At 51.7% G+C, this 19,594-nt stretch carries 29 protein-coding genes; 1 reads left to right on the top strand and 28 read right to left on the bottom strand.

All coding sequences use genetic code 11. The features are described 5' to 3' along the window. Positions 1–5 precede the first annotated feature (5 nt). The 10 genes from terL to MHB64_RS09770 all read right to left on the bottom strand — a co-directional run bounded on the left by terL (position 6) and on the right by MHB64_RS09770 (position 6,587). Entirely contained in the window at positions 6–1,799 is a 1,794-nt protein-coding gene (terL, locus tag MHB64_RS09815) for a phage terminase large subunit (RefSeq protein ID WP_341134288.1), read from the bottom strand. A 669-nt stretch (positions 1,800–2,468) separates the two neighbouring features. Then, complete coding sequence (locus tag MHB64_RS09810) at positions 2,469–2,870, bottom strand: phBC6A51 family helix-turn-helix protein (protein WP_341136065.1); 402 nt, start codon at positions 2,868–2,870, stop codon at positions 2,469–2,471. 153 nt (positions 2,871–3,023) lie between these two features. After that, complete coding sequence (locus MHB64_RS09805; protein WP_341134287.1) at positions 3,024–3,377, bottom strand: hypothetical protein; 354 nt, start codon at positions 3,375–3,377, stop codon at positions 3,024–3,026. Positions 3,378–3,813: 436 nt separating this feature from the next. Continuing rightward, positions 3,814–4,707, bottom strand: a complete 894-nt coding sequence (locus tag MHB64_RS09800) for a hypothetical protein (RefSeq protein WP_341134286.1) — start codon at positions 4,705–4,707, stop codon at positions 3,814–3,816. Continuing rightward, positions 4,698–4,976 carry a hypothetical protein gene (locus MHB64_RS09795; protein ID WP_341134285.1) on the bottom strand — a complete coding sequence of 93 codons (279 nt, stop codon included), beginning with the start codon at positions 4,974–4,976 and terminating at the stop codon, positions 4,698–4,700. The genes MHB64_RS09800 and MHB64_RS09795 overlap by 10 nt, the downstream gene beginning before the upstream one ends. Continuing rightward, entirely contained in the window at positions 4,973–5,137 is a 165-nt protein-coding gene (locus MHB64_RS09790; protein ID WP_341134284.1) for a hypothetical protein, read from the bottom strand. The genes MHB64_RS09795 and MHB64_RS09790 overlap by 4 nt, the downstream gene beginning before the upstream one ends. Before the next feature lie 448 nt (positions 5,138–5,585). Continuing rightward, positions 5,586–5,789 carry a hypothetical protein gene (locus MHB64_RS09785; protein ID WP_341134283.1) on the bottom strand — a complete coding sequence of 68 codons (204 nt, stop codon included), beginning with the start codon at positions 5,787–5,789 and terminating at the stop codon, positions 5,586–5,588. A gap of 104 nt (positions 5,790–5,893) precedes the next feature. Continuing rightward, on the bottom strand, positions 5,894–6,136 hold the full coding sequence (locus tag MHB64_RS09780) for a hypothetical protein (protein WP_341134282.1): 243 nt from the start codon (positions 6,134–6,136) through the stop codon (positions 5,894–5,896). After that, positions 6,133–6,357 (bottom strand): hypothetical protein, encoded by a 225-nt coding sequence (locus tag MHB64_RS09775; RefSeq protein WP_341134281.1) that lies wholly within the window; start codon positions 6,355–6,357, stop codon positions 6,133–6,135. Before MHB64_RS09775 ends, MHB64_RS09780 begins: the two co-directional genes overlap by 4 nt. An 86-nt stretch (positions 6,358–6,443) precedes the next feature. After that, on the bottom strand, positions 6,444–6,587 hold the full coding sequence (locus MHB64_RS09770) for a hypothetical protein (protein ID WP_341134280.1): 144 nt from the start codon (positions 6,585–6,587) through the stop codon (positions 6,444–6,446). Positions 6,588–6,655: 68 nt separating this feature from the next. On the opposite strand from MHB64_RS09770, the gene MHB64_RS09765 reads away from it, so the two are divergent. Continuing rightward, on the top strand, positions 6,656–6,865 hold the full coding sequence (locus MHB64_RS09765) for a helix-turn-helix domain-containing protein (RefSeq protein WP_341134279.1): 210 nt from the start codon (positions 6,656–6,658) through the stop codon (positions 6,863–6,865). Here the strand turns inward: MHB64_RS09765 and MHB64_RS09760 are convergent, their stop codons facing one another. From MHB64_RS09760 to nrdJ, 18 genes are all read right to left on the bottom strand, one after another. Next, entirely contained in the window at positions 6,866–7,228 is a 363-nt protein-coding gene (locus tag MHB64_RS09760; RefSeq protein WP_341134278.1) for a hypothetical protein, read from the bottom strand. A 29-nt stretch (positions 7,229–7,257) separates the two neighbouring features. Continuing rightward, positions 7,258–8,487, bottom strand: coding sequence for an HsdM family class I SAM-dependent methyltransferase (locus tag MHB64_RS09755; RefSeq protein WP_341136064.1), 1,230 nt, complete (start codon positions 8,485–8,487; stop codon positions 7,258–7,260). Between the two features lie 44 nt (positions 8,488–8,531). Further along, positions 8,532–8,972: a hypothetical protein gene (locus MHB64_RS09750; RefSeq protein ID WP_341134277.1), complete on the bottom strand. Its 441-nt coding sequence runs from the start codon at positions 8,970–8,972 to the stop codon at positions 8,532–8,534. Between the two features lie 302 nt (positions 8,973–9,274). Continuing rightward, positions 9,275–9,511, bottom strand: coding sequence for a sigma factor-like helix-turn-helix DNA-binding protein (locus MHB64_RS09745; protein ID WP_341136063.1), 237 nt, complete (start codon positions 9,509–9,511; stop codon positions 9,275–9,277). Between the two features lie 276 nt (positions 9,512–9,787). Continuing rightward, a complete protein-coding gene (locus MHB64_RS09740) occupies positions 9,788–9,979 on the bottom strand; it encodes a hypothetical protein (protein ID WP_341134276.1) in 192 nt (63 codons plus the stop codon). Then, positions 9,966–11,216: a DNA cytosine methyltransferase gene (locus MHB64_RS09735; protein ID WP_341134275.1), complete on the bottom strand. Its 1,251-nt coding sequence runs from the start codon at positions 11,214–11,216 to the stop codon at positions 9,966–9,968. Before MHB64_RS09735 ends, MHB64_RS09740 begins: the two co-directional genes overlap by 14 nt. A gap of 57 nt (positions 11,217–11,273) precedes the next feature. Next, positions 11,274–11,429 (bottom strand): hypothetical protein, encoded by a 156-nt coding sequence (locus MHB64_RS09730; protein ID WP_341134274.1) that lies wholly within the window; start codon positions 11,427–11,429, stop codon positions 11,274–11,276. Then, the gene (locus tag MHB64_RS09725) at positions 11,429–12,022 is read right to left on the bottom strand and encodes an adenylate kinase (RefSeq protein WP_341134273.1); all 594 of its coding nucleotides are present in this window, start codon (positions 12,020–12,022) and stop codon (positions 11,429–11,431) included. Before MHB64_RS09725 ends, MHB64_RS09730 begins: the two co-directional genes overlap by 1 nt. Beyond that, positions 12,022–12,216: a hypothetical protein gene (locus MHB64_RS09720; protein WP_341134272.1), complete on the bottom strand. Its 195-nt coding sequence runs from the start codon at positions 12,214–12,216 to the stop codon at positions 12,022–12,024. Before MHB64_RS09720 ends, MHB64_RS09725 begins: the two co-directional genes overlap by 1 nt. Further along, a complete protein-coding gene (locus MHB64_RS09715; protein WP_341134271.1) occupies positions 12,216–12,554 on the bottom strand; it encodes a hypothetical protein in 339 nt (112 codons plus the stop codon). The genes MHB64_RS09720 and MHB64_RS09715 overlap by 1 nt, the downstream gene beginning before the upstream one ends. Before the next feature lies 1 nt (position 12,555). Then, positions 12,556–13,473 carry a hypothetical protein gene (locus tag MHB64_RS09710; RefSeq protein WP_341134270.1) on the bottom strand — a complete coding sequence of 306 codons (918 nt, stop codon included), beginning with the start codon at positions 13,471–13,473 and terminating at the stop codon, positions 12,556–12,558. Positions 13,474–14,107: 634 nt separating this feature from the next. Then, positions 14,108–14,344 (bottom strand): hypothetical protein, encoded by a 237-nt coding sequence (locus MHB64_RS09705; RefSeq protein ID WP_341134269.1) that lies wholly within the window; start codon positions 14,342–14,344, stop codon positions 14,108–14,110. Next, a complete protein-coding gene (locus tag MHB64_RS09700; RefSeq protein WP_341134268.1) occupies positions 14,341–14,547 on the bottom strand; it encodes a hypothetical protein in 207 nt (68 codons plus the stop codon). Before MHB64_RS09700 ends, MHB64_RS09705 begins: the two co-directional genes overlap by 4 nt. Before the next feature lie 261 nt (positions 14,548–14,808). Continuing rightward, complete coding sequence (locus MHB64_RS09695; RefSeq protein ID WP_341134267.1) at positions 14,809–15,519, bottom strand: dUTP diphosphatase; 711 nt, start codon at positions 15,517–15,519, stop codon at positions 14,809–14,811. Further along, positions 15,516–15,887, bottom strand: a complete 372-nt coding sequence (locus MHB64_RS09690; protein ID WP_341134266.1) for a hypothetical protein — start codon at positions 15,885–15,887, stop codon at positions 15,516–15,518. Before MHB64_RS09690 ends, MHB64_RS09695 begins: the two co-directional genes overlap by 4 nt. Then, positions 15,884–16,198 (bottom strand): hypothetical protein, encoded by a 315-nt coding sequence (locus MHB64_RS09685; RefSeq protein WP_341134265.1) that lies wholly within the window; start codon positions 16,196–16,198, stop codon positions 15,884–15,886. The genes MHB64_RS09690 and MHB64_RS09685 overlap by 4 nt, the downstream gene beginning before the upstream one ends. After that, on the bottom strand, positions 16,198–17,106 hold the full coding sequence (locus MHB64_RS09680) for a hypothetical protein (RefSeq protein WP_341134264.1): 909 nt from the start codon (positions 17,104–17,106) through the stop codon (positions 16,198–16,200). Before MHB64_RS09680 ends, MHB64_RS09685 begins: the two co-directional genes overlap by 1 nt. 256 nt (positions 17,107–17,362) lie before the next feature. Beyond that, a complete protein-coding gene (gene nrdJ, locus MHB64_RS09675) occupies positions 17,363–19,573 on the bottom strand; it encodes a ribonucleoside-triphosphate reductase, adenosylcobalamin-dependent (protein ID WP_341134263.1) in 2,211 nt (736 codons plus the stop codon). Positions 19,574–19,594 lie beyond the last annotated feature (21 nt).

The raw sequence follows: 19,594 nt of genomic DNA, 5'->3' as shown, positions 1-19,594 counted from the left end.
TCCGTTTACATTCCGTTTGGTTTATTCCGTATCTTCTTACGTCCAGTTTTCGCGATACTTATGGCCATCTCCAAAGCGTCTGGTAAATCGTCATGCGTGCCGGATGGGTACATTTCGAATTGTTCAAGCATTAGCGCATGTTTCCGCGAAAACTGTATCTCTCCGCTTTCAATCGCCGGCATCATCGCCTCAATCCGTAGCCCTTTGCGCGAACGCTGATATATTTCCTTAACGCGAGTTTGCGCCGGATATCCCGCAGCCTTAAGCGCATCTTTAAGCTGCATAACGAAAAACTCTTGCGCTGCTTGCGATTCGGCTGCGATCGCATTCGGCTGATACTTGAGCGCCTTCTCTACGATTACACGCAAAAAAGCGTCCGGTTTAATTCGCTCACCGAACGCATCAATTACGTATTTAGTTCCCGTTTTCTTATCGCGTGCAATAACGACAATGGCGCTATAGTCTCCGCGCGTTTTCCCCATCGCAAAGTCAACGCCCATATAAACGTCTAAAAACGGAACATGTGTCGGGCGCGCAAAGGTCGTCAAGGTATCTTTTAGAGGTCCGTTTTCCCAATACGTGAACGCCTCCGGATTAAATATCATCGACTCTTCATCGACCGGATTGTTCATATACTCCGTGTTAAACGCTTTGCTTCCGTTATCCCATTTCCACGTCATTAGTTTCCATATCGGCTGTGCTTCCGGCCACAATACGACGCAGCCACGATCCATTTCCTCGCGGTTCAATTCGTATAGTTCCATAGCGTCGATAACACGCTGCTCTTTGGGCCTATCCGGATCTTTATAAACGAGTCGGCACGCTTCCCACAAATCCATACGCTCGGGCCATTCAATTACTGCGCGATAGACTTTCGCTTTAAAGTCAGCGCGATTATATAGGACATCAACGAGTAGCGCTTCGTGATGGACGGTCGTTCCCATATATACGAAGGCTGTGCGCTTACCTTTCGGATCACCTAGCGGCATCACCGTTTGAGAAAACCAGTCCTTCAACTTCCGCCGGAGTTCCGGAGTGGCTGCGTTAGACTTGATATCTTCGAGGTCATCGCAAATAATGAGGTCCGGACGCTTTTGGTTCCAGTTACGTCCGCGCAGTGCTTGACCGGTTGACGCCGCCTCTACTTTCGCGAGTAAGCGTTTCGTACCGTCTTCGCGCGGTTCCCATGCGATAAACTCCGAGCTATTGTCCTTCGGATTCTCTTGCTGTTTTGCGCTTAACAGGGGTCCAAAGTCCGCTCGGAGCTTTTCGTTACTCTTGAGCTGCAACGATATCCAATCGAGGTTAGCGCTTGATACCGCTGGCGTTTCTGATATCGTTATTACATACCGACGCTTACGGTAACAAATCTCGCGTAAGGGAAACGCCTTCGATAAATACGTTGATTTCGCGTGAGAACGGGGCGCTGCCTCCGCTACCTTATCGTTTGTATGTACGTTACTTACATCGTCCATTAGCGCGGCGATTTCACGGTGAAACTCAGGCGCTTCCGATATGTCTAAGATATCGAATCCGTCCCAATTTCCGTCGTTTCCGGGATTGCGCGCCTCCGAAAAGTATTCTAACGCGAAATCGAGTAGCGACGTTTCACAACGCTGTATACGCTCTAGCCGCTCAAGTTCCGTTATCTGTTCGTCGATCGCGCGCTGATCCTCTTCCGGAAGAGACGCGATATCTACGCCAACCAACGAATCAATGAGTCCGTTAATTCCGCTGATTACTTCGCTGCGTTCGTTTCTTGCGCTCCATTTACCGTTAATCCATGCGATAGATACCACCTCCCTTCCGAACGTTGATTTTCACCGTGAAATTAGCGTGTTTAATGCGCTACCCTTCCGCTAATACTCCGGAAAGGATTCGCGGGCTAATTCAACGGTGATTATACGGTTAAATTACGTGTGGCTGCGCTTGGCTACCGAAACCCAAACGTTAATTTTGATACGCGGAAATTTCGTACGCCAGAAAGCGCCCTCCTGACGAGGGGCCTTGGGGGTATTGCGTGCTTTACTCCGCTAAATCATCGTAATCATTACGTTATACATCGATATACGCAGACTACCGCATAAAACACGGATTTTGCACTAAAGCACTTCACCTTGACACCCGCATAAAACCGCGCCACATCAACGTTTATGACCGCACATATTCCGCAGCCTAAAACGCCATTATACGTTGCATATACATTTACCAGTACACGCGCAGCAAGAACGTTGTAACTGCGCGGCTTAACGGTTATTAACGCTATATTCCGTTTCCAGTTTATGCAACGTAAGCCGAGCGCCTATTCATACGTTTATGCAGCGCTTATGCAACGGTAAATACGCTTTATTCCGGTGAAGTCCGAAAGTTTACGGAGTGGCGCGCGTCAGGCGAGCCGTGCAGGTAAAACGGAGCCGAGTCGCTGTTAGTCGCATCTACCTGCGCGAGTTCCTTCATATAATAGCGCGTTATTCCTCCGTATCCGACTCGCTATCCTTACGTACCCTTAACGCCTCTATGCGCTGTCTCAACGCGTCTACATCCGTACTTGCGTCAAGCTTCGTATCTATCTCGACCTTATCCGTAAGCAATCCGTTAATCTGTAGTGCAAGCTTCGCCATAGCCGCGTTACCGTCCCGCATAGCTATCACCGCTAGTGACTCGATCAGCTCCGGTAACTTCTCCTGACTATTACGTACCATCTGACGCTTCAACTCCGCTTCGAATGCGGTATTCTTCTTCCACTCAAATAACGTTGATCTATGTACGCCGATGATCTCCGCTATCTCTTCGTACGTCTTACCTCCGCGTTTAGGTTGCGCCATCCACGCTATAGCATCGTACTGTTCTTGCGTTAGCTGTCTCGCTATTTCGTCCGCCTCCTCTCCGTCTATTAGCGCTTATATACGCTGTCCTTACGTTTATACTCATGCGCTATTAAAGCGCCTAATTTAACGTTAAATCAACGTAATAAAACAGCGCTACTCATACGCTCGGGCAAAGCGTAAGAACAGCGCTATGTATTACGTTATCTCGTACTTATGCGTTATGGCTCCGCCTCTACTACGTGCACAAGCGTAATAACTACCGTTGTTATACTCAACGTTATCTACGTCGGTACCGATAACCAGCGCCAGTAGTTTACGCGCGTAATCGTGAGATACGTAGTCATCGCGGTGCGCTTTAACATCCGGTGGTATAATCCCGCCTTTATGTTCACACCATCCCTCCGTAACTATAACGCTGCGATAACCACCGTTTGTATCCGTAATATAAGCGCAAGGTTGTCCGTATTCGTACGTCAGTAATAGCGTGCGCTCTCCGCTTACGATACGCATTCCTTCCGCTGTTATTTCAACGTGATTAACGTCAGACATTACGCTATCCCTCCGCTCACTGTACGTTCGCTACCGCTTTAAGATCCGCGTTGTTATAGGTGTTGCCTACATGAGATACTTCGATGAATAAGCTTCATGTATCTATCAGACAAAGGTTTAGTTCAAGTGCTGATTCAGCCAAAGTTCAGCTAAATCCCTCGTCGCTGTCGCGCCTTCGGAACATGTTATTTAACTGCGCCCAATCTTTTATTTAAGATCCGCGGATTAAATATATGATACACAAGGCACGATTTTAGCCGCAGTGTCGGAGCGATCTTCTCCGAATCTTCGGCGTCTTATGGCGTTAGCTCATAAGATAAGAGGAGCTCAGGCCCCAAAACGGCTGTAACCCGCGCCGCTCTAAGGCTGAGTCCCCTTTTGAACTATGCAGTATTTGATACCCTTTTAGCCCTAAGAATGCAGTATTTGATACCCCCTAAAAAGGAAGATCCGAATCATCCCCGTCAAAAGCCGCCTGCATAGCGCGTTTATTCTGCGTAAACTCATGACGCACCATTTGCGTATGTTCGTCGTCGCACGTCTCTTTCCGGTACATTACGTCAGGATTCATACGGATAACTACGGTACCGAACGAATCGGAACGCATAATAAATCCGTGCTTACTCAATTCCCGCAACCCTCTGCGCGCTGTCTGTTCGTCTATGCCGACGATTCTAGCGAATGATGCCTGCGTAATGTGGTTGAGTGCGTCGGTATTCGGATCGTCTGGATTCGTACACAAGTAAAGCATCTTGTAATGTATGTACGGTATCATGCAATATAAAAGGCCGGCTGCCTGGACCGTTAAGTCCCGCACATCCGACCGCAATTTCGTTTGATAAACCTTCGTATAGCGCCCGTCATTCAACGTTCGTCCGATCGCGTGATACTCCGGATTGACTCCGTATACTTTACGGCGACCTTCGCGTTTCTCCGTTAAGATGTCGCAGCGCATAAGCGTACTAATTAGCGTAGCTGTCCAGCGCGGCGCTTTACCGATCGCCTTCGCTATTTCAACGGAACCCATGCGCACGCCTTCGTAGTACAAATCGCCCGCCTTATCCATACGCATATACGGAAGTAGCTTCATGATTGCGCCTAGCTCGTTTAAGCCGAGCATTGACGTAAGCTTGCGGACGGGCTCGTGATAGGCTTGTACGTAATGGCGTTGGTCACGCCCTATAGCAGCCGCCCGTTGCGCATGATCGCGTTTGCGTTGGCGATCCTCTACCGACTCATGTATGTAGCCATCTACCGGATAACTCTCGCGGTATTGGCCGAGCGCTTCGTCATAGTAAACGTGGATGCCTGCGTTATTCATTACGCACACCTACCCTTGAATACCGCTGTGAGAATAGGTGCGGGCTCTGGATTTTCGTGAACTGCGTAAGGATTCGCTATAAACTTCACATGCGGGCCCATCTTGAACTCCGCAAAAGCGCGGTCATCGAGTGCTTCCCGTAACAATCTACATGCGTGACTGTAGCTTAAGCCTAAGTATTCGCTAATATCTCTGCGGCTCATGTGCGTGCCGTCAGTATTTGTAAGAATGAAATGCTGATTAATTCGAGGGAGTAGTGACCCAAGCAGCGTATTCATTCGCGCTCACCCGCCTTTACCTGCGCACTCTCTAAATCGCGCAATGCCTGCGTAGCTTTTTTCGCCTCGCGCTGGATCGCCTTGAGTCCGCGAATTGTCTCCGCGATATCAACCGTATCTACGTTAATCTTTACGCTCATTTCAGCGATATTTCCGCTCATATACAACGCCTCCTATTCGAATGTGTAACGTAAGGTGCGCGGAGTTTACCCGCGACATTCGTTGTCCTTATCGCTCTGTACTCTCTTAGTCCGCAAATCACGCTAAATGTCGGGTATCGGACGGACTCATAAAAAAATTCCTTACATATGTATAGCCGTGAAATCACGCTTTTTATAGGTATCGGCGCAAATAAAAACGCCACCTCCCCGGAAGGAACTGGCGCTAATCTGTCGAAATTGTACGGACTAACTTACGAAAGGACTACGCAAATGAGCCGATTTATGAAGCCGCTAACCTCGAACGTTCAACTTTATACCGCGCAGCTAGAACGCTCGCCCATCGTCATATTCATCGCAGACGAACTCGTAGGCAGCGGAATAATCGAAGATATTACGGACGCCTCCGTTAAGGTGCCCGATGAGTACTTTATGCGCGCGGCCTGTATGTTTAAATACGCAAGCTAGGCGGGACAGTGATATCGCGGTATGCGCGGTCCAGGTCGCGTATTATCGCCAGCACCTCCGCGTCTGTGTGCCACGGCTCACGCAATTTATCGCTAACTATGCGGGCATGAACCGCGCTAACCATGTCCGATCCGTATTTAGCGTAAAGAACACGTAAATGTACGCTGTGGTTAGTATAATAGTCCATGTTATTGCGCTCCCTCCGCCAACAATAGCGTAATCGCTACGTAATTGCCGCCCGCTGTCCTCACGTATAGCCGCCCGTTCATGTAGCGCCCTGCTACGAATCTACTACACACTACGTGCCCTTTGTATTTCATTTGCGTCTGCCTCCCGTAATAACCACTCCGTAAAGTTTACGTGGTCGCCTTCGTTAAAAAACGTGATCCCCGCGATGCTCATATATTCGTCAGCCTTGCGGGATACCCACGACATGTACTCGAATAACATAACGGAACTGCCTTCGATAACGCCAAGACTCCGCAACCATGCGCGGAACCTCGGTTGATACTGCGTGAAATTTTCGACGATCACGCGGTTAGCCCCGCGATACGATTTAGGAAGAATGCTCTGCGTTGTCCTTGTGGAATCGTAACACCTTCTTCAACGGTTGCTGCGATCTCGCAAAGCGCGTTTACTTGAGCCAATGTTTCTGGATTGCTTAGAATTTCCTTAATTCCGGCTGCGGAGTTGTCCCCGTTTCCTATTACCTGTTCGATAAAGTAACCGCGTACTTCGATTGCTAATTTGCTCATTGTTTTCATTTTAATTACCTCCGGTTTATCGACCCGTTTAACGTGTCGTTCTTATGTACTAAATATACCACGACTCGTTTAACGTGTCAACAGGCAATTAATATCTTTTTTACGTCCGCGTATATTGCAAGACCGACGATATACCCAAGAACTGTTACGCCCATCCCCAAAAGAAACATTACAATATACATAGACCGCGCGTACCCGATATAATCTTCAAACATTCCCACCACCGCCCTCCTACAATTGACACTTTTACCGAGTCGTTATATAGTAATTACCTGGAGGTGTTTCTTACATGTATTTACGATCTAACCTTAAAGCACTAGCGGACTCCCACGGTATCTCCATACGCGAGCTGGCGCGGGACATCGATTACCGCTTCGATTCTGTGCGTATAATGTACAATGACGAAATGGAACGATACCCGCGCGAACTATTGTCGAAGCTGTGCGTATATTTCAGCGTTACGGCTGCGGAGTTACTTACCTTTGACGCAGAGGAATAATTATGCGATCTTCTTCCAACTTCCATCCCATTTCTCAAAGTAAAGCAACTCACCTAGACGTTCCTCGGCTTCCTTTACCCTCTGTATTGCTCGATCGCACTCTAGGGCTACTGATTCTTCATAGTCGCCGATCGCTTCGCGGGCTATGCTCACCAATTTAGGGGCGTTCCTGTTGTAAACTCCCCCGCCATTATAATACGAGTGTCTAAACACGCCTCTAAATCCGAACCACCTCCGCTTAACTAATAAGGTCACCTCAATCCCGTAGCCCCTGTGTGGGCTTGTGTACTCACGTAGTTTAACTAAAAAGTCATCCCCGTAAGGCCCTTTGACGGGGAACTTCCGCGTGGAAATACCGCTCATTATCATCTCTCCTTTTTATGGTCTCGTGATTAAGCTGCGACTCTATTTTCGTATATGGGGATTGGTGCAGGCTCGGCATAATAAGCGTCAACTATCCGATCCTGCCATCCGAAGTCGAACGTACTAACCTCCTCGCCTTCCCACGCTATCTCCACGCCCGCCCCGAGCGTCAACTCATTCCAGCGGTAAGGCCCGTCAGGATACGTTCCTTTCGCGCCCCGATATCCGTCACAACTATCGTTAGCGTGTGAGAACATAAACGCGCTGACGTCTTTAACGCTGTGCCACGACGGTATGTGCGGATACAGATTCGAGCGCACTAAGTAGTCGTCGGTAAAATCCGCAACTAACTCGTCCATTTGCGTTAGGCCGTCGCCCCATTTATCCGTAGATTTACCGTCCTTATCGTAGCCAATGTCCGTTACCAGCGCGAAATAAGCCGGCGTTTGTCCCGCTAGAAACTTAGCGCAAAACTCTGTTATATCTTCGTAGCCGCCACGCCTAAAATTCGATCCCCAACGTGTCTCAGCGGAAGGAATCAGCGGAGTGCCTGGCGGCGCTTTACGTACGATTAGTATCTGCGTCTGAATAGTCGTACCTGTCATCGCAAATGTCTCGCTGGGAAGTCCGATCGTCGCAACGTGCCAACACGTATGATACAAAAGCTTACGTATCGTATCCGCATAGTTGGCGTAATTCAGACCTAGCGGAAGCACGAACGCAATGTAGCCGCCGGGCTTGACCGCTTTAATCGCAAGCTCAATAAACGCTGATTCCGACTTCCCTTTCGCGCGTCCTTTCGTAATCTTCAACGTTTCGAACGCGTCAGGTAGATCCGCAGCATCTACGTCTATACTCACGCCATACGGAGGATTACCGATTACGTAATCGTAGTAATCGCGGCGGTCGTGCAGGAACGCGTCTCCCTGGATAACGTTGGCCTGCGGATATATTAGCGAAGTTACACGCGCGGATGTCTCGTCAAGTTCGAGCGCTGTTATTTCCGCGTCGGGCGGTAAGTGCTCGATAAATACGCCGGAACCTGCGCTCGGCTCAAGGAAACGGGAGCCCGGCGGAAATGAACCTCCGGATAGCCCCCGCAATGCTTCCGCTATAAAACGCGCTACGTGAGGAGGCGTATAAAACGCTCCCCCTGCGTATGCGTTCGGTAAAAGTCCGCCGGTTGACGTGTAATTATCGCGTAGAAACTGTACGTCATCCGACGTGATATCCGCGTCCGACTTCGCTACAATCGCCATCGAGCGTACATTACCGTCCCATCTAGCGCGCGATGCTTTACCCATTACGCAGCCTCCTTCACTATTTCCTCCGCCGGCTCTACGGTCACTTCGTTAACCGCTGACATATCCGCCAGCCACCGCGCACCTATTCCGACGCACTGCGTAAACGGCTCCGTAAGCTCGCCACCAGTATCTCGCAGATTGTACGGCACAATCCGGCCCGGCGCTGTATCACGCTTATAGCGCGCAGCCCTCGCCGCATTCCGAATCTTCGCGCCAGCATCGACCATTCTCCGTTCATAAGGCGTACGCGCTCGCTTCGTCGGCGTTCGGTGATCGCGTCCATCAACTCCGTGTGCTTCCGCAGCCGAATCCGAGGTTTCACGATCGCGCCGGAGATCGAGCTGCCTTTCGGACATGAACGGATATTCCGTGTGTGCGATCTTATGCGGATTCGGGTCCGTAATCTCTTCGTAAAGGATAGCGTCAGTCAAGCGGTCCATTAGCGCGGAGTCCACTTTAACCGGAGACGGACGTTGGCGCGTTTTCTTACGTGAGCCTTCCGCTTGTTCCGCGTACCATTCGTCGAGTTTACGTTGGTTGTATTCGCCATGCTCGCGATAATAAGCGTCCTGGATTGCGGCAACGAGTAATATGCGCGTTTCTCGGTCGCGAATATCGTAAGTGGCGCCGTTATACGTGAAAGGAATGGCGCGCGGTTCCTCCGCTTTAAAGTACGTACGAAGCGCGGATTCTAGCGCCTCAATTGCGGCTGTCGTGCGTTCAATATACGTTTTCTCAGCCATTACGCCGCCTCCGTTTCGTTATCGTCTTCGTCCGTCAATACGTAAGCCGCCGTAATCTCTCCGTATTCCCACCACTTATATACCGCCGCTATCTTCTCCGCCGCCTCGTCTACGGATTGCTTAACGGTTGGCTGCGAAATGCCCATCGCTTTCGCCGCGTCAGATTGCGTGAGATCAGCGCCATAAACCCACGCGATTGATTCCGTTTGGCGATCCGTAAGGCCGGCGCTATTGATGGCGGAGTTTAAGTCGATGAGCGTGTCTGCTGCGTTATAGTCGCCGTTAAACTGCGCGCTGCTTACGTGGTGTCGATCGCGGAGGAGCTTTTTTACGCCTGCTGCGTCGTTTAAAACGTATTTAACTTCGTATGTGCGTGCGCCTTTTTCTACGTCGATTTTTACTGATCCGATGATAATCCGCCCCTTTTATACGGAAGCCCTACGCTATATGAACGTTGCCGCACGCAGTAACCTCCGCTATTGTGAAATATTCTAACGTTGAATTTAGCGAATCTATTCCGCAACTAACCGCTCGAGTCCAAGTTCAGCCGCAATATATCCGCTCTCACACTCGCCCTCGTGCGATGTATCGTTATTGGCGTACAAGACTAACGTGTCTCCTACGTAGATCTCTCCACCACAGTACGCACAGACCGCGGATACTCTCGGCTCATCCGGCGGAGGGAAGCGATCAAGCTGCGTCATTGTACTCGACCTCCTGCGTAAGTACGGCGTTAAGTTGCTCCGCTAGCGCGACTCCGATCACGTAGGAGACGCGCGATGCGACTCCGTTGCCAACGATACGGTATTGGGCGGATAGCGATATTGTGTCAGGCAACACGTACGAGTCAGGTACGGATTGGATTCGTAGGCATTCGCGGACAGTGAAACGGCGGGGTTGCGTTGGAGAAAAGTACATGCCGTCCGGAGATCCCTTCGCGAGATGTGCGGTTAATGTGGCGCTCGGTAAGTCCGGCTCGGCTGCGGGATGTTTGCGCAAATACGTTTCATAGCCGCCACTATTTAAGCGTTCTCTAACATGTGGAGTTAGCGGTTTAGGATCGTGATTCTCAGGGCCCGGATGAATCTCCGCGTGATCCAGCCGATTAGTACATACGGTCTTAGCTGGCGTATCCCAATCGGCTTTATACGCGCGCTGATTATAGACGCCTTCTGTCCGCTTGACCGTCGTAGCCTTCGTTTGAGTATGCGCATTAATACCGCTGTTAGGCTCCGGTAAATCCCCGATCACATCACGTAGTACTTGCGTCCGGTAATCCTCTACGCTCGGCTCCGGAAATTCGAACGTGAAGTCGAGATCCTTCCGCACGCCAACGATAAATACGCGCTCTCTTTTCTGCGCAACTCCGTAGTCCCATGCGTTGATTAGGCGCCAGGTGACGACGTAGCCGATGCGGTCAAACTCCGAGAGTAGGGCGTCAAAGGTTGGGCGGTGCTTCTTCGTAATCAGTCCCTTAACGTTCTCGAATACGAAAGCTTTCGGCTGCTTGCGTCCGATTATACGCTGATAATTCCATACGAGTTTTCCGCGCTCACCTTCTTCGCCAGCGCCAGTTCCCGCAACGCTATAGTCCTGACACGGCGGCCCACCTGCGATAATGTCCGCGTCAGGTATGCGCGCCTGCAGCGTATCGTCCGTAATGTCTCCGCAGATTACGTGATCGCCGATGTTGTATGCGTACGCTTCTGCCGCTCGCTTATCGAAGTCATTCGCGAATGTGATATCGTAGCCAGCCGCTTTAAGTCCGACCGCCATTAATCCGCCGCCGCAAAAGAGTTCAGCCACCGTTAGTCCGTTCGCAGGTAATTGCGGTGTTACGTTATAGTTGCGTATGGATATCGTCTCCTCTTCGCTCAATTTACGGGATGAAGCGATGCGTCCCGTGCGCTCGTCAGCACCGTATAGGCGGCTTCGTCCCAATTAACAACGCGCTTGCGGGAAAGATAGCGCGATGAGTAGCGTCCGTCTTGCGGATTTTTAACGTGGTTGTTCGGCGTCATTGTGCGCATCGCCCTCCGTTTCCTCACGTTTAGCCAGCGGAGTCCGATCGTCATACTCAGCGCCGTTAATCGCGTCAATCCGCCCGTAGAAATAACCGCATTCGAACGCTTCGCGGTACTCTTTCGTAGTCATTACGCCGCCTCCCGGGAGGAGCGCAGCGACTCCATTATCTTGTCAATCTGCGCATACAACTCCGCCAGCCCCGCGTCATTCGTTACGGTAAAGTCCGCAGCGTATCCGTCGAGCGACGTTTCCGTTCCGTGCATCAAGTCCGCGTAATTGAACGTGTCGCCCGAGTTGACTGCGCGTTCGATGCGGAGGCCGTCCGGTGCTTCTACGCGGATGAGGACGTAAGAGCGTGCGGCTAGCGCTTCGGCCTCGTTTAACTGCCTGCAATCCGTTATCACCGCGTTGACCGGATAGTACACGTGCTCACCTACCTCGCGGTTAGCGGATTCTCGCGCGCCATTCATCCGGTTGATACGGCCGAGACATTTGCGTATCCATATTCCGTCCTCAATCGCGCGACATGCTTGTCCGAACGTTTGATACAACGCACGCGGCTTCGTCCCAGGCGCAGGATCGCCGAATATTTCGTGTGCATAGCGCTTGAGCTCGTCGCCGAACGCGAATTGCGTGTAGCCGTATTTCTGCGCGAGGTAGTCGCCAGCAGCGGACTTTCCTGAACGGAGCTTGCCGATCAATCCGATATTAGGTAACGTCATTATTCGCCCACCTCCGGAATTAGAATCGCGGTCATCTTACGGTACTCGCCGGCCGGATGCCAGCGGCTATTCTCGTCCTGATCGCTGAGCCGGCGGACTTTGCGCCCGTTCGACCATACGTTAAGTACGTCGATCTCAGCGTCAAGTGGAAGCGTGTTAAGCATCGCAATTACCTCGGTGACTGTGCGTTTCATTACGCCACCTCCACGGTAAATGTCTGCGCTGGGCTCACGGTTATTACGCATTTGTCCCCGACGTTAAGATAGCGCTTATTTCCGTACAGTGAATCCGTAACGGATACCGTAGGCGCGGACACCTCCGTTTTCTCAACGTTGACCCAATTTCCGGCTGCGTCCGTATCCCACGCTAGGGTTACGCTACCAGCGACCCGTACAATCGCGTAGTCCTTGATCCAATTTCCGCAAGCCCTGCGCGCTGCCTGCTTAGCGCCACCGGCATCCGCATAAACTGCGCGTTTCCACGCCAACGCTCCGGTAGATTTGCGAATAATCGCGTATAATTCCGTTGGCATATTACGCAGCCTCCTTGCGCGGGGAAGGCGCGGCTTTTACACCGCTGTCCTCTGCGCGTGAGTCATCGATAATGATCGGGATACCGCGTGAATTACACATACCGTTTGAATACATCACATGCGAGTCTAATACGGCAGCCACCGTTCTAATCACGCCTCCATACGGGAGTCTTACGATGTCACCTACGCGTACTTCCTCCGGTTGTGGCGCGTTCAGATACTCCGCAGGAACCGCCAAGCCTAGCGCACGTCTCAGCGCGATAGCACGTCCGATATGCGCGTTGAACGTTTCGCCTGGCGCACAGCGAGCGATGCCTCGCGCTACAACACGCTTCTCGCCGAGACTGTACACGTCGCGCATGACAGCGACTACCGTCCGCTTTTCACGGTTGATTACAAACTCGGCGCGCACAATATCAAAACCGTATCTACCGTCCGTCCCGATAGCGTAGAGACCGTTCTCATCCGCCAGATTCTCAACGTCAGCCTTCGCACGCTCAACGATTTCGTCGCGGATTTGTTGAGCGGATTTTGCGTACGAAGGTAGCGCGTTATCAACGGGACCTTCCGCAACTTTAACGTAAGAAGGCACGAGAGCCGGCGAAGTATCCGTTTCTAGCGCAAGGATACGGCCTTCGAGCGCGACAATCTTACGTGTGAGCACCGTAATGTTCTCCGCGTATTGGTCGGCGAGAGGTAGCGCAGATAGGGGCGTTGGAGTCGGCGTTTGTTCCGCGGATGTTAGCGGTTCGAGTACGGCGTAACCTTCGCCCGCATTGTCGATAAACACTTTACCGTAGCCCTCCAGTTCCGCGTCAATCGAAGCGTCGGAGAACTCGTCGGTTAGCGTGCATACTCCGATGTCTCCCGGCTTCATATTAAACGTGCGAGACTTCGTAACAACAACGCGCTCGCCCACCGCAGCCTTACGGTCGACTATGCGGAAGCGCTCGTTATTGATGCGCAGGATATCTGTAAGTTCGAGGACTACGTATTCCGCGCGAACAACGTCAATGAATCCGTCCTCGTCGTGTGTCAACGTCGTATCAATCGACTCGTCACAAAACTGGTCATTACGTGTACATACACCGATACTACCGACAACTCCGTTATCTGCGCTATCCGATGCGACGACCTTCACCGTTTCACCTACGTTCGCCTTCCGCTTAACCTCGCGATATTCCCGTTGAATGCCGCCGAGTGATTCGTCCGGGAGCAGCGTAATAGCCGCGGAGTCAGCGTCCGTTTCTAGCGTGAACCAATTGCGGTAAGTCTCTCCGTCTTCGTCCGGCTCAATCGGCCAATGGCTACGGTCACCGGCGTCGTCAATGATTACGTAATAGTCAGCACCGTGTACCTCCGCCGTTTCTTCGATTTCATAACGCGTACCCACTGTGAGGTCGCAGCGTCCGTCAATACTAATGCACCGCAAATACTTCGTTGTTTTCTCCATTAATAACCGTCTCCCTTATCGTTTAATTTAACGTTTGCCCACCGTTGGCGCGGCGAGTTCTTGCGTAGGGAAAGACGCTTGCCCGTTACGTCTTTCTCCGTTAATACTCTACGTAATTCTCGCGGACATAAGCGTCAATCAAATCGAAATGCATGTGCGTTAACATTACGGCGCGCTCCGAAATATCCACGCCTTGCCAGCCGGTTAATACCGCAGGCTCGTCCGGTCCAGTAGCCGCGTACATGACGCCGGTTATGCGGCCAGCACGCGCTAGTTTGGCGAGCGATTCGAGTGCGTCGGCGACTGCGTTAGGGAACGGTATTATCTCCGCGCTCATCCGCATTCCCTCCGTTCGGCGAGTTCGTTATACTCCGCAAGCCATTCGGTCGGAACCGGAAGGCCCGCGTCCATATAACGCACAACCGCGTCTTTAATTTCGTACATACGAGGTGCTTCCGCAATGTAGCGCGGTTTGAGTCCGAGCGGTTGTTTAGCAGTCAAAACAACGCCTCCTTTACGTAATAGCCGACCGCGAACCAAAATGCGGCGGAGAAGATGAGAACGGATATCCACGCCATACGTTTCATTTAGCGTCAGCCCCTTCCGGTTTAATCGCGAACATTAACCGCGCTACTTCGTAATAATAGTCGCCACGACCGTACCGCGCATCATCGGCCGCCTTATCACGCGCTGACCGTTCCGCCGACTCTCGCGTTTTGTATGTGCGGAGAAAGCGGTTGTTAGCGGAAATTCCTAGCGGATAGCCGTCGCGTAGAATTGCGTAATGCTCTTTCGGACGGCTCATATGCTGACTCCGCTATGTCCGAATCCGCCATCACCGCGCTCCGTCTCCGATAATTCCGCAACGACTACGAAGTTAGCGCGTGAGACTGGCGAGATTACAGCCTGAGCTATGCGATCTCCTTTACGGATGAGATACGATCCATCTAACGCATACCTTGGGGCTTCCGTATAAAACTCGTCGTCATAGTGTGCGTTTCGGTAATGGCGCACAGTTTCCGTGGGTACCGACTCTCCGCTGATAGTTGCGTATGTTTGCGAGGTATGCCTCTTCACGTCAGAGTGACCGTAGTAGCGAACCTGCGCAATATTATCGATGATTACCTTAATCTCTCCCCGGTACGATGAGTCTCCGGTTCCTGGCGAATTAGCTACGCGCAGCTTCGTATTTAGCGATATTCCCGAACGCGGCCGCACTTGGACTTCGTAGCCATCCGGTATTTCTAGCGCGATTCCCGTCCGCACAAGCACGGTTGCTCCCGGTTCGACTACGTAATCCTCTTGCGCTACGAGATCGAAGCCACTATCGGCCGGCTTAGCGTATTGCGGGATTTCTGCGCCTGGTAATAGCACAAGCTTAACGTTTACTACGCTGCTTTCGCGCTCTCTCACACGCTCACCCCTTCGTAATTTATCGAGTTGTTGCGCTCGCTGACGCTTTCGCTCCGCCATGATTTCGGATTGCGTGCGGTCGATTATTCGCTGAATCATTCGTCCGCCTCACACAGCATTTCCCGCGCATCACTATATCCGTCCCAATTATCTACGCCGCATGCTTCGAGACAACCGAGAAACTCGCAGGCATTTACGAGACTTTCTTTCTCCTCCGATGGTATCGTTATTGTCGTCCCCGCAGCGGTTAGTTCCGCCTTAATCGCGTCGAGCATTTCCGTTAACTGCGCGAGGAGAACTGCGTTAGATTCAGCGTCCGATATGCCCGTTGCAAATTCGTCAGCGGACGTGAGGAGCTCGTCAATCTCCGCATCTATTTCGTCCGGGATTTCGAATTCGAAGTCCGACAGCGTTACCGCGTACGCGCCGAGCGCCGCGATCATAGCCGTTAATTTAGCGTTCATCATTCCGCCACCTTCTCTTGCGCGATTTTCCGTTCCTCAATTACGTATATTGCGCCGCGCTGTTCGATAATTTCGTATTTACGCGCGTCGATAACGCCGTCTGGGCGGAGTGTGACTTCGTGGCGGACCTGTTCAGATGCGTTAGACCACAAAGCGAGCGCAAGGACAGCGAAGAGTATCGCTACTATAATCGCTAGTGGCTCTTCCGTGAGAACCGCCCCAACAAAGAAGAATAGCGCAAGCAATCCGCAGATAACCGCGAGAATTAACGTAAATGTGCTCGTCTCTCCACCATACGTATTCAACACGTCCATTAGGCGGCAACTCCTTTCGTGGTCACGGTGCTGTAGTCAACGTCGGTGTCGTCGAGGATTTTACCGGCGCTTATAACGACGCTACTTACGCAAGCTGTACCGCGTGTATAATTAACGTTCCAATCCGTATCGGGACGAGCGGTTACGCGGTATCCTTCGAAAAGTACAACGGTTCCTACCTCCGCTTTCTCCGGTTGCGGCGCGTCCGTATATTCGGTCGGCACCGCTAATCCGAGCGCTTTACGTAGCGCGATCGCTTTGCCAAGATCCGCGTGGAATACGTCGGCTGGCGAGCATTTTGCAATGAATTTAGCGTCAGGTACGCGCTCTAGCGTAACTCCGAAATTGACGAGCGCAGTTACCGTCCGCTTTTCGCGGTTAACGTGGAAGGTGGCGGTATAGCAACGATTATGGAACGGAGATTCGTTCGTGATGTCCGAGTGACTATCGTGTCCAATCCGTATCAACTCCGCTACATCAGCGCGTGCCTTCGCGATAACTTCCGCTCGAGTCAGCGGCTTAATCGGTGCTACTCTAATCGGAGGCTTAGCGCTTAATTGCGGCTCTTTCGGGCTGTAAAGCCCCTCAACTTCCGGCAGAATCGCGCGAATCTCAGCGGCGTTGTCCGCGACGAACTGGCGGAAGGCTGCGTAGAGGGGATCGGATGAGAGCGGTGAAGGTGCGGCGGATTCTAGCGGTTCGAGCGTGACGTATTCACGCGCATATACTCCGTGACTTCCGTAATTACTTCCGTCAAACGTTACAAAAATACCGGCATCTCCGCTCTGGTTAACGGTTCCAACATCTCCGTTTTTATGCCGAGAGTCACGCGGATCACTGTTAACGATCTTAATCCGTTCTCCCACCGCTGCCTTACGTTTAACTTCGCGATATTGTTGCGTACTCATTAATAAACCGCCTCCTCGTTTATATTGCGGCGCTTCCGTTGTTCCTGCGCCCTACACTATATATAAGGACAGATATTCTTTAAACTGGGACATTGGAAAATAAAAAAAAACGGAAGGCTAACGCATTTAAGCGCCGGCCTTCCGTATTCTCATTGCCTCGTCAATTTTACGCGACTCCTCGTCAGTCAAATCCGCCATGCTATTCGCTCGCCGCAAGTACGGATGCAGGCGTATTGCTCGCACGATAACGATCCAATTAACGTATTGGACACGCGCCTCCTTCGCAACTATCCGCGCCCTCAAGGTCACTCACCCCCGTTGTTTCAAATAACCGCAGCACCTCCGGATCAAACGGCTTCATGGCGGATGTCAGCGCGTCGTACTGTTCCTGCGTAATCGCTTCGTACGGAGCTAACGCATAGGAGCCTCCGTCTAACGCGAGGAAAGACACCGCAGTAAACTCGTCCCACTTATCGTAGACAATACGCTCGACATCCGCCCATTCCTGCGGCCGAACGGTGATCGTATTAGACGAATTGTGCTCCGTATAATGGCGCTGAAATGCGAAGTACGTATCGAGTTGTTCCGTTGCGCTCACATCATCCTTCGTACGCGCGGCTCCGGATGCTACCGGAAAATCAATAACGAGAGTTCGCGCATTCTGCAGGCGCTCGGCTTCCGTTTCGCCTGGCGTACCCACTTCGGGGCTAACCGGCCATCCGAGAAACTGGACCGTCTTAGCTAACGGATCGGCGGCGTTAATACGGATGCGGCGAATATAATACGGAGAGTGCGACCAATGTAGGCCGCTAGAAACTCCCCCTGCCACTTGCGATATCGTGCCTTCCGGTTTAACTGTTGTGACGAGTAATGGCGAAGATACACGTAGATGTTTTGCGTATGTGTCCGCTTCGTACCTTGCGGTATCCCCTAAGTCCGCAAGTAATTCACGCTCATCAAACGCCGATAATTGCGCGTAGGCTAGCGCATCCTTCACGCCGGTCAGCGACGTACCAAGCAAGCGATCGCGCTGCTGAATCGCGTTCCAATGAGGTAGCTCAAGCTCCGCAAGTGTCATACGCAAGCCGGCGCGAGCAGATAGGCGCTGAGCTTCGGAAAGTCCTGCGTAATCAAAGCGACCTTCATGTACAAATGCGGTCATGTTAACAGTCGTCAAATTACACACACCATAACTGTCGAGAAGTATCTCCGCGCACGGATTAAGCCCTTCCGCGTTTGGACGCCGTCTGCGCGCTTCTTCGAGATTAACGAATCCTGGCTCGCCCTCTGCCTGCATCATCTCGAACACTAGATTTAATTGTTCGCGCGAGGGCTTAGTTTCGAACGCGATCGAGTTATTTGACATTCGGCGGTGATGCAACGGACGAGCATTCGGATCAAATAGCGGCAGGCTTTCAAGGAACTGAGCTTCCTTATCTAGTCCGAGCGCTCTCGTCTTTGCAATTACCTTTCCATGTTTATCCGCGTCCCATATTCCATTAAGTCCGTACTTAGCGAAGATACATTCGTAATCGTCCGCATCCATGAGGAATATTTCCGCTGTCCTGCGAACTCCTCCGACAACTACGTTATTACCGATGAGGTTTCCAATATCGAGAACGTGAATCGGCCGTACACGCTTGTATCCTGTAGGATTTCCGCAGTCATCCGTTTCATCATCGTGGTAACACGTAAGGACTTCTTCAAGCGGAGCGAGTCCCGGATCAATCGCGTTCTTCAATACCGCGTCAATTCCCGCGAACATCTCACGTAGAGGTTCTGGTCCGGACGCCGTACCGCCAAACGTAGTCAAGCGCTCGCCGTTCGGACGTACGCTGTTATACGAAATCTTAACGGTATGAATGTGCTCATACGCTGGCTGTGTTAGGATATCGAGGTATATACGTAGTGATTCGACCCAACCTTCCTTCGAGTCACCTACGTAAATCTTAGCGTACCCATTCGCCATATCGCGGAGTTGCGTATGCTCATAGCGCGCAGCCCTCGGAACCGGCTCGTAGTCCGAGTGAAGTAACGTTGTGTTCGTTCGAATTGGAGCGAGACCGGCCGCGAGTTCCTTTGTGCACTTGAATCCTACGCCAGTTCCGACCATAAGAAGGTAGAATAAATCACCGAGATCCGCCCATGACGCGATATTAATAAACGAACAGTTGAAGTTCGCCAGCGGGTATTTATCGGCTACTCCGTTATCGGCGCCACCAACCCACAGCGTCCGGCCGCTGAGAAACTGGCGCAGGTTGAACATGTTATCGAACAACAACTCCGCCTCTCTCCGGTGCCACTCGATATCTGCGCCATATCCGATTTTATCCATGTGTTTAACGCCGAGGCCGACGTTATATTCCGTAGCGCGGCGCACCGTTTCTTTCCACGTTTCACGGCGGCCTAATTCCGGCAGAAACCGGCTATATGTCCGTAGGTAAACGAATTTTCCCAGTGCGTTCATTTGTTCCGGAAACTCCGGATA

The organism is Paenibacillus sp. FSL K6-2859, from assembly GCF_038008265.1.
In the GTDB taxonomy this organism is placed as follows: Bacteria; Bacillota; Bacilli; order Paenibacillales; family Paenibacillaceae; genus Paenibacillus_AQ; species Paenibacillus_AQ nitricinens.
The sequence above is the reverse complement of the archived record's forward strand: the minus strand, read 5'-3'. Positions and strand labels throughout refer to the sequence as shown.